Source organism: Lactiplantibacillus herbarum (assembly GCF_001039045.1).
In the GTDB taxonomy this organism is placed as follows: domain Bacteria; phylum Bacillota; class Bacilli; order Lactobacillales; family Lactobacillaceae; genus Lactiplantibacillus; species Lactiplantibacillus herbarum.
The window spans coordinates 177,269-187,900 of sequence record NZ_LFEE01000012.1; the positions used below are offsets into that span (position 1 = coordinate 177,269).

Sequence of the window (10,632 nt, forward strand, 5' to 3'; positions counted from 1 at the left end):
TTCCTCCTATTGGTGTTCGACAGCGTGACCGCCGAATTCATTACGTAGGGCGGCGACGACTTTTCCAGTAAACGTGTCGTCGGTCATCGAACGGTAGCGCATCATTAATGCCATTGCAATGACGGGGGTCGCAACCTGTTGATCTAAGGCGGTATCAAGTGTCCAGCGCCCTTCACCGGATGTGTGCATGATGCCCTTGATTTGATCCAGATTGTCGTCATTACTGAAAGCATCTTGTGCGAGGGCCATCAGCCAGCTACGGATTACTGATCCGTTGTTCCAAACCTTGGCTACGGCAGCGTTGTCATAGTTGAATTGGCTATGTTGTAAGACGTCAAAACCCTCGCCAATTGCTGCCATCATACCATATTCGATTCCGTTATGAACCATCTTCAAGTAATGCCCACTGCCAACGGGACCGGTGTAAAGATAGCCATCGGGAGCGGCAATAGCTTTGAAAAGTGGTTCAACTAGTTTGAAAGTGGCGCGTTCACCACCTACCATAAAGTTGCCGTTGTGCCGCGCACCAGCTTGACCGCCAGAAGTTCCGACGTCTAAAAAGTGAATTTGCTGGTCTGCTAATTGCTGTCCGTGTTGGATACTGTCTTGATAGAAGGAATTACCGCCATCTAAGACGACATCGCCCGCACTTAAAGTTGTTGCTAATTGTGTAATAACACTGTTAGTTGCTTTGCCAGCGGGTACCATGATCCAAATAACGTGAGGGCTAGGGAGTTGTTGCACTAGTGCATCTATACTAGTTGCGATGGTTAGACCGTAGCTAGTGGCAGTTGCTAAGTTAGCGTCATCGAGATCGTAGCCAACTGGCGTGTGCCCGTTATCTTGCATATTTAAGGCGAGATTCATACCCATTTTTCCTAAACCGATTAAACCTAATTTCATAGTAGTAGCCTTCTTTAAGAGTTTTTGTTGGTTTTGTATTCGGTTACATTGTAGTGAAATAATTTACATAAATCAATACAAAATATGTAAATTATTTTCAAACGAACAAAAAAACACGATTAAACAGTAATTTTCTGACTGTTAATCGTGTAAGGATAGCGAATAATCTAAATGGCATTCCACGCTGTAAAACCAATGCTTGGGAAGAGAGTGACTAGTTGTTCACGTTGTGCGGGGGTCAACTTATACTGAATCGCAGGTAACAACGTATTAATTGTATTTTCAGCTTGTTCACCCAGTTCAGCAGCGCCGATTAACCGTTGCTGACTGTCGGTTACGAGTAGATTATGGCCGGCAACATCACGGGTCGTTTGACGATACCAGTCATCCTTCAGGTCGTTGACTGCGACTTGAACGTTCTCCGTAGCGTGTTCTGGAATTGTCCCAACTTGTGCCAGTCGTGGTGAGGTAAAGACGACGGATGGAATGGCTGGGTATTGAATAGGCGCGGTCGTGTCACCCGCAAACGTATGCATCAAGTAGAGTGATTCAAAGATAGCGGTAGGGGTCAGCTTGGGTTGTGACTTTGCAATGACATCCCCAGATGCATAGATATTAGCGATATTGGTCTGTAAATGATCGTTAACGGGGATACCTTGATCAGTGACGGTAACGCCAATTGCTTCAAGTCCAAGGTTAGCTGTATTAGGACGGCGACCGGTCGCGTCCAAGATCCAATCCGTCATAATTGTCTCGTTACCGCTAACAACTTCCAATTGGGAGTCGGCCTGATTGAATGCCGTGGGTTGCCACTCGCGACGTAAATCCAATCCTTGTTGAACGAGATTAGCGAGTAAGCTTTCAACAAATGGCTGGTGGAATGAGCGTAAGGCTTGATCACTACGCATGAGCAGGGTTACTTGGCTGCCAGCAGCTAACGCCATGGTTGCAAATTCTAAGGCAATGTAGCCGGCCCCAATAATTGTGAGATGATTAGGGAGCTGCTCGAGATTTAAAAAGTCACTACTGTCATGGGCTAACTCGGTACCTGGAATGACTAGGCGGTGAGAATGTTGACCAGTAGCAATGACGATTTTATCTGCGGTGTAAGTCTGATTATTAACTTGAACGGTATGGTCATCGACGAATTTACCGTAGCCGTGAATCAAAGTGATCCCGACTTGTTCGATTAGTCCCGTAATCATGTTGGGAAGTTCGTTAATGACGTTGCGTTCATGGGCGTAGTTAGCAGCCCAATCAATGGTTGGTTCACCGGTTAAGCCGTAACCTTGAAAGTTGGCGACTTGTGTTTTTAATAGTACCGGTTGATCCAACGTAATCTTGGCGTTGCAGCCACGGTTGGGACACGTCCCACCAACCAGATCAGCTTCAATAATGGCAACCTTCTTGCCACGAGCTGCTAGGGGAATTGCCCCATCAAAGGTTCCGTGACCACTACCAAGATATAAAACGTCAAATTTTTCTGTCATGCGAAAGTCCTCCTTGATTTTTGTGAGCTAGGTGCAATGAATTAAATACATTGTACGTGGCCTGATTGCAGACACCAAGCAAAACGCAAACGTGAGTAGGTTGTGCAACTAAAAAAAGGGCTCGCAAGCGGATGATACCGGATTTGTTAATTGAACTAGCGGTGATTCGGCTTGTTGAATGGGTAGCACTGGATTTTTTGGCCAAATATCAGTAGAATATATAAGGCTATGTTTTTTAGTAGACGGTCTCGGATCGTCTTGGACGGTTAAATATACAGGTTATATGTGAAAGGAATTTTTAATGAATAAAACAGAACTTGCTGCCGCGGTCGATACCCGGCGGACCTTTGCAATTATTTCTCACCCGGATGCCGGGAAAACAACGATTACGGAACAAATGTTACTGTTTGGGGGCGTCGTTCGCCAAGCTGGGACGGTTAAAGCCCGTAAGAGTGGTAGCTTTGCCAAATCTGACTGGATGGAAATCGAAAAGAAACGTGGGATTTCTGTTACGAGTTCAGTAATGCAGTTTGACTACGATGACAAGCGTATCAATATTTTGGATACTCCTGGGCATGAGGATTTCTCTGAAGATACTTACCGGACGTTAATGGCCGTGGACTCTGCCGTCATGGTAATTGACTCGGCTAAGGGGATCGAACCTCAGACGAAGAAATTATTCCAGATTTGTAAGATGCGTGGGATTCCAATCTTTACGTTCATGAACAAGTTAGATCGTGATGGTCGTGAACCGTTAGACTTACTGAATGAAGTTGAAGAAGTCTTAGGGATTGAAACCTACCCAATGAACTGGCCTATGGGAATGGGTAAGGGACTAAAGGGCTTGTACGATCGGTACAATCACCGTGTTGAGTTGTACCAGAATGAAGCTCATGGTCGGACTTTCTTGCCATTAGATGAGAACGGTCAACTTGATTCTAGCAACGAATTAACGAAGGACAGTATTTATCGTGATACGTTAGAAGAAATGGAATTAATTGAAGAAGCCGGTAATGATTTTGATGAAGCTAAGGTAATTGCGGGTGACATGACACCAGTCTTCTTCGGTTCCGCTTTAACAAACTTCGGGGTTGAAACGTTCCTGAAGACTTACTTGCAGTATGCACCCAAACCTAATGCGCATAAAACGCAGGATGATCAAGAGATCCAACCAACTGATAATGAATTTTCTGGCTTTGTATTCAAGATTCAAGCGAATATGAATCCTAATCACCGTGACCGAATTGCCTTTGTACGAATCTGTTCTGGTGAATTCGATCGTGGGATGGACGTACAACTACAACGGACTGGCAAGAAGATGCGTCTCAATAACTCGACCCAGTTCATGGCAGATACGCGTGAAATGGTTGAAACGGCCGTAGCCGGTGATATTATTGGTCTCTATGATACCGGTAATTTCCAGATTGGTGATACGATCTTTGCGGGTAAACACGCTGTTCAGTTTGAAAAGCTACCACAATTTACACCGGAATTATTCATGCGGGTTACGGCTAAGAACGTGATGAAGCAGAAGTCGTTCCACAAAGGGATTGAACAGTTGGTCCAAGAAGGTGCCGTTCAGTTATATACTTCATATACCACTGGTGAATATATTCTGGGTGCTGTCGGTCAACTACAGTTTGAAGTGTTCAAATTCCGGATGCAAAATGAATATAACTCAGAAGTTGTGATGGAACCAATGGGGAGTAAGACTGCTCGCTGGATTGATCCTGAACAATTGGATGAAAAGATGTCTAGCTCACGGAACTTGTTAGTTAAGGATCGTTACGGCGCACCGTTGTTCTTGTTTGAAAACGCGTTTGCTGAACGTTGGTTTGCAGACAAGTATCCAGATGTTAAGCTAACAGCTAAACTATAATACCCAACAACGTCAGACATCGTGAGATAATGACTTAGAAGTGAGAGAGTGTGTGACAAAAGCCGGTTAGTTGCTGAGCATAGCCTAGGAAGACGAATGATTGGGGTTTTCAATCGTTGGGCTTTCGTAGCTAGGCGGAGGCAACTGGCTTTTGTCGCATGTTTCGGATATTAATATTCGGAATACAGAAAGGGACTGCGACTTTTGTCACAGCCCCTTTTTTAGTAAGAATATTGTTGAAACGGAAACATTAGTTTGGTATGCTAGCGTCAATAATACATGGGAGTGAGTGCAGTGGATTCACAACAACAATTTTTAAGTGAACTAACAACGCTGCTCGATAAAATTTCATTATTGAGCCATGACGTTCTTAGCCAGCAATTAAAAGGGTATAAGGCGGCTGAAGTTCATACGATCGAGTACATTCAGAAGCATCCGGAAAGTAACGCCTCGCAAATTGCATCCGGATTGTACGTGACGCGCGGGGCGGTCAGTAAGATGACTAGACGCTTAATGGATCGCCAATTAATCGAACGCTATCAAAAAGCTGGTAATCGTAAAGAGACGTATTTTCGGTTAACGGCGACTGGTCAGCAGGTATTTGAGATTCACGAACGCTTGAATCGGCAGTTTGAGGCACGGGATCAAGTTGTGTTTGAACGGGCTAGTGATCAGGAAGTTTCCGCAACGTTGCAATTTTTGCAAGCGTATAATGCACATTTGGATGCTGAACTGAAGAAGACCAAATAAAAATAATATTATTAAGTTGAAGATTAATAACCGGTACGTAGTGCTCTCTAGTGGGAGACTACGTACCGTTTTTTATTTTAGTGGAGGCAATTCAATGTAAAACAATATTAATATCGGTGTCATTAAGGAATTTTTAGGCAATAGTAAGGGTGACTATTGAACAGGACGGTGTGCTTAGTGTTTAATAGTTAATGTGTTATATTATATTCGCAGAAACGTCCGTTTGTTAATGAATGGACTTATCAAACAGTAATAGTTGTATGTGGGGTGCAACTTATGAGCTGATTAAAAATTTAGGGATGGGGATACTAAATATGACACAAAGAGTTGATCAACCGGTTCATTATAAAATGTATAAGAATGGTAAATTCTGGCTGTTTGCGGGTGCGACGTTGGTAACGCTCAATATTAATATGCTGATTAGCCAAGCTGATGAAGTGAGTGGTGATACTAAGGCAACTGGTGAGAGCAGTGTGCCAACCAGTGCTGCTAGTCAGTTAACATCGCAAACGGTCACGTTGAATAGTAGTCAGGCGACTTCACAGGCTAGTACGGAGTCAACAACTGCTAGCCAAGTTAGTGCGACTAGTAATCAGACTAGTAAGTCTTCAGCAAGTTCAGCTAGTCAAACGAGTGAAGCAGCTATAACTGTGAAGCAAGCAAAAGCGGCTGGACAGTCAGTAGCGGCGAAAGCTTCATTGGAAAATAGTGAAGCGACTAATGAGTCTGCGAGTGCCATTAAAGCGACCAGTACTGATCAGGCAACGAGTACGACTTCTGCTTCAGCTGGAAGTCAGTCTATGGTAGCAAGTGCAGCTGGGGATGTCGCAAAAGTGGCTGATAATAAAGCAGATACGGTGGTTACACCGAAAGCAGTTAACAATCAGAATACAAAAACAACGAACTCAGTGACATCGAGTGCACCGCAGTTACAGTCCGATCAAGCGCAGGATCAAAACCAAGCAGGTTCTTCGGCCGTAGTGACAGAGAAAAGTTCGCGGATGGCAGCAGTTGCTAGTGCTGAGGAGTTAATTACGGGTACTAATGGGACGGCACCTTGGTCATTTGATCAGAGCAATGGTGTGCTGACGATTAGTGCAGGAAAGTTGGCCAGCAGCATGATGAATCCATGGAAATTGGAGAGCTGGTTTGGCTCATTAACTAAGATTGTCATTGAAAAGAACGTTGTAGCTGGTTCTAGTATGAATGCTATGTTTGCTGGAATACCTAATATTCAAAGCATCGAAGGACTTACCAACATTGATACAAGTAATGTTACTAACATGCAAGGTGTTTTTTATAATGATCCTGGATTGACTAGTCTTGATTTAAGTGGCTGGGATACGAGCAAAGTGACGACGATGCAAACGATGTTTGATAATGACAATTTCTTCGGTACAACGTCAAAACTAACTAGCCTTAATTTAAGCGGTTGGGATACGACAAGCGTGACCAATATGGCAGAAATGTTTACGACCAATCCTAACTTAACAACAATCACTGGTATTGAAGGGTTTAATACTAAGAACGTGACGTCGATGGCCGGGATGTTTCAAAGTGTGGGTCTGGCAAGTTTGAATTTACTGCTGTTTGATTCAACAAGCTTAACAGATGCGTCAAGCTTATTTGCGGGTATGACTAACTTAACCAATATTAAGTTAGGGGCTAATTTTACGCTCGAAAATACGCCGAATGTTTCCTTGATGCTCCAGAACGATAGTAAGTTGACCGAACTAGACCTGTCTAATTTTAATATGCAGAAGGTGACTCAAAATTGGAAGATGTTCGATGGCACGACGAGTCTCAAGAAACTGACGTTAGGCTCAGGGATTGATTTTAGTGTGCATGGTAGTCAACCAGCAGTAGCTTTACCGGCAGTACCTAACAATTCGCAATATACGGGTAAATGGGTTAACGTAAACGACTCTACGCAGGTTTATACCAGTGATGAGTTAGTCGCTGCGTATTCTGGAACAAACGCACCACTAGCTACGTTTGTTTGGCAAGAAGCTAGCAAGTCAGCGATTACGGCTAAAGACACAACCGTTTATGCTAATCGTCCTTGGAACTGGGCTGATAGCGTAACTGGTTTGACGGATGATGACGGAAATACAGTGGATGTTGCCCAGCTATACCAACAATCACCAGATGCGGTTACCATCAGTGGCGATTTAGATTTAACGACACCGGGTGACTATACGGTTACCTTTACGTATGCTGGGGTTACGACAACTGGCAAAGTTACGGTGGTTAAGAATCAGGCGCAACTTGTAACCAAAAATAGCACGGTTTACGTGGGTGATACTTGGCAAAAAGGTGATAATTTTGGTAGTGCTACCGATAATGATGGGACACCGTTGACGCTGGACCAACTGAAGATTATTAAAGCGCCAGATTTCAGCCAATCTGGGACGCAGACGATTACTTATCAGTTTACTGATAGTACCGGTGTTATAGTACAACAGGACGCTACGATTACGGTACTAGCTAATCAAACTGATTTTGAAGTTAAGGACAGTACCCTGGTCGTTGGTGATAAGTGGCAAGCTACGGATAATCTGGTTAAGGTAACGGACAAAGCGGGTCATTCAGTTGATAAACAACTGGTATCAGTAGACGGTCAGCCTAATTTAAGTGAGCCGGGCGTCTATCAGGTTCATTACACTTATGGCGGGGTCACAAAGACTGTCAATGTTACGGTTATTAAGACAACAGCGACTATCGATGCTAAAAACGTGACGTTGACACAAGGCACTAAGTGGGACGCTGAAACTGGGTTTGTTGGCGCAACTGATGCGGACGGTAACCTAGTCGCATTTAAAGATGTGCAGGTTACCGGTGCCGTAGATGTTAGCAAAGCAGGTAGCTACGATGTGACGTATCAATTTACTGATAAGTACGGTAATGTTATTTCACAAACAATCAAGGTTAATGTGACTGCGAGTCAGGCAGCCATTAATGTCAAAGATATGACAGTAGTTGCTGGGACCAAAACTAAGTGGCAAGCATCCGATAACTTCATCGGTGGAAGTGATATGAATGGCCAACCAATTGGGTTCGGTGAAGTCCAAGTAATTGGTGCGGACATGATTGACCTCAGCAAAGCCGGTCAGCATACCATAACCTACCGCTATACAGATCGAAATGGGAATCAAGTGACGGCTACTGCCATGCTGACAGTTAAAGCAACTCAGGCAACCATCAGTACTAAACCAACAACGGTTGATCAAGGCGCTGCGTGGTCAGCTGGCGATAATTTTGTAGGCGGTACTGACGCTGAAGGCCAACCATTGACGATTGGTGATGTTGTGGTAACGGGTGACGTAGATACTGATTTACCAGGCGTCTACACGGTCACTTATCGTTATACGGATAGTGCTGGCAACGTGATTATCCAGACTGCAGTCGTAACGGTAAAAGCCACGGATGCGATCACAACTGATGATGGTCAGGGTGATACGATCAGTCCTGATCATAATGGTAGTGGTAGCAATGGTAATCAGACTGATGGCAGTAGTGATAAGAATCCCGCTGGTAATAGTAGTAACAGTGGTAGTAATCAAACAGTTAATCACGAAACATCGTCGAATGAATCTAAGCGAGTCCATTATAACGGCAAATTAGCGGCGACAAGTTATCATTTTGTTACTGATCCTGAAGTGACTAAATTAGGATCGGCTAAACAGTCAACCAAGGGTGTGTACGCAACCTTGCCACAAACTAGTGAAGCGAACACTTCACGTGCAACGATGATTGGTGCCTTGTTGTTAGGCTTAACCAGTTTAGGGGCGTTAGTCGGATTAAAACGGCGTCGTACAGACAAGTGATTTAGTGGATTTAAGTGAATACCAAGAAGATCTCCCAGGGATTGGACAAGCTAGTCTAACTCCTGGGAGATCTTTTTTATTTGAAGTGGTGTACAACAATCGGAAAAATTGCCATTAATAATTATTGTTGACAAAGAAACAATACATGATATTATTATTTCCAAGGAAACAATAAACAGATTGATAAGGACGGTATAAAAATGTTAACAGTCGTACAAACTAATTTTAATGGTATTGATGGGTTAGCCATCAATACGCAGTCGCAACCCCAATTAACAAGCGAAGGCGTCTTAATTAAAATGAGCGTTTTACCCGTAGTTCCAGCTGATTGGAAACGTGAAAGTGAACCGAACGTGACCGCTGAACAACTTACACAATTACCAAGAACCATTGGTGTTGGGGGCGTTGGTCAAGTCGTAGCTGTGGGTGCCAACCGTGATCCACAGCTGCTAAAACAGCGTGTATTAGTCATGCATCCAGCAGGGGCGTATGCGGAATACGTGGTATCGACAAATCCAGATTGGCTATTACCACTGCCAGCCAGTGTGAGTGATCAAGCGGCAGCAACTTTGCCAGCCGGAGCGGGGACCGCAGTAATGTTGCGGCAAACAATCAATCGTTGCCAGCCTAGTGAAGTGATTATTACGGGCGCTAATTCAGTCATCGGACTGTACTTGTGTCAGCTATTACGTGGTAGTCAGTGTCGGGTATGGCCAGTGGTTACAGCGGCCAGCCGGTCCTACTTTGAACAACAGTTACCTGAATACCAAGCCGTAATGCTGGAGGAGCTGCCGGCTTCATTGAAACAGCCGTTGGTGATTGATATTGCTGGCTACCAGCCGCTGCTACAAGAATTGGCTACTAAGTATCCGTTGAGCACGATGTATTCAATCGTGAATCAAGCCAGCGAAGAAATACCTGCGTTGCGGTTTGTGCACGAAGAATATAGTTCGGCAACTTATCAGCAGTTAATTGCTCAGTTAGCAGACGGTCAATTAAAGGGGCCGATTGATCGGGTCTTTCCAGTCGTAGAAGTAAAAGCGGCGCAACATTACGCACAGGATCATCATAGCCGTGGTCGTGTGCTCGTGACATTTTAGGTTATGAAAGGATGAATAAGATGACGACGTTTGAAGACTTAGTACAATTGAATTGTTTTGCGGCAGATGAAATGACGCGGCAGCAGGCTGCTGCAACTTTAGAACGTGACTATACTTGTGAGATCAACTGTGTTGAGATTGACCCGAGTGTCCAATTTGCGCATCATGGTCGTGGTTGCACGATTGCGGCGGCTAAGATTGCTGCTAATGCGGTAATCTTTCAAAATGTAACGATTGGATCTAATCAAAAGTTCAACTTGCGGACTCAGCAGTGGGAGCAAGTGGGCGGTCCGGTTATTGGACGCAGCGTGATTGTGGCCGATGGTGCTAAGGTGCTTGGACCAATTATTATTGGTGATAATAGTATTGTAGGAGCTGGTACCATTGTAACGAAGGATGTGCCAGCTAACTCAGTTGTTTATGGGGTTAATCAGGTTAAGCCCCGGCCAACGGATTATGATTTAATCTATCACCGGCCATTTCCGAATCGCTCAAGTATTGTCGAAGCCTGTGAAGAAAATATTAGAAGGTATGAGGAGAACTACTAGGCAGTTAAGGACCAAGATTATTCTAGGAAGCATGATGATTGGTTATCTGATGCAATCTCGCTGCCTGATAGCGCCTTGCTTTGGTTATTATCATTCGAAAAAAAGGGTTCTACAATATTGGGTGTTGATGGAATT

The 10,632-nt window shown here is 44.2% G+C and carries 7 protein-coding genes; 5 read left to right on the top strand and 2 right to left on the bottom strand.

Going from position 1 to position 10,632, the window contains the following annotated elements:
• Window positions 1-6: 6 nt before the first annotated feature.
• Window positions 7-903: a phosphogluconate dehydrogenase (NAD(+)-dependent, decarboxylating) gene (gnd, locus tag ACG95_RS04235; protein ID WP_047999303.1), complete on the bottom strand. Its 897-nt coding sequence runs from the start codon at window positions 901-903 to the stop codon at window positions 7-9.
• Between the two features lie 167 nt (window positions 904-1,070).
• Window positions 1,071-2,393, bottom strand: coding sequence for a dihydrolipoyl dehydrogenase family protein (locus ACG95_RS04240; RefSeq protein ID WP_047999304.1), 1,323 nt, complete (start codon window positions 2,391-2,393; stop codon window positions 1,071-1,073).
• A gap of 301 nt (window positions 2,394-2,694) precedes the next feature.
• Here ACG95_RS04240 and ACG95_RS04245 point away from each other — a divergent pair, with 301 nt between their 5' ends.
• From ACG95_RS04245 to ACG95_RS04265, 5 genes are all read left to right on the top strand, one after another.
• Window positions 2,695-4,272 carry a peptide chain release factor 3 gene (locus ACG95_RS04245; RefSeq protein ID WP_047999305.1) on the top strand — a complete coding sequence of 526 codons (1,578 nt, stop codon included), beginning with the start codon at window positions 2,695-2,697 and terminating at the stop codon, window positions 4,270-4,272.
• 294 nt (window positions 4,273-4,566) lie between these two features.
• Window positions 4,567-5,022 (top strand): MarR family winged helix-turn-helix transcriptional regulator, encoded by a 456-nt coding sequence (locus ACG95_RS04250; protein ID WP_047999306.1) that lies wholly within the window; start codon window positions 4,567-4,569, stop codon window positions 5,020-5,022.
• A gap of 314 nt (window positions 5,023-5,336) precedes the next feature.
• Window positions 5,337-8,849 (top strand): bacterial Ig-like domain-containing protein, encoded by a 3,513-nt coding sequence (locus ACG95_RS04255; protein WP_047999307.1) that lies wholly within the window; start codon window positions 5,337-5,339, stop codon window positions 8,847-8,849.
• 200 nt (window positions 8,850-9,049) lie between these two features.
• Window positions 9,050-9,949 carry an MDR/zinc-dependent alcohol dehydrogenase-like family protein gene (locus ACG95_RS04260; RefSeq protein ID WP_047999308.1) on the top strand — a complete coding sequence of 300 codons (900 nt, stop codon included), beginning with the start codon at window positions 9,050-9,052 and terminating at the stop codon, window positions 9,947-9,949.
• 20 nt (window positions 9,950-9,969) lie between these two features.
• Window positions 9,970-10,497: an LbetaH domain-containing protein gene (locus ACG95_RS04265; protein WP_047999309.1), complete on the top strand. Its 528-nt coding sequence runs from the start codon at window positions 9,970-9,972 to the stop codon at window positions 10,495-10,497.
• Window positions 10,498-10,632: the final 135 nt, after the last annotated feature.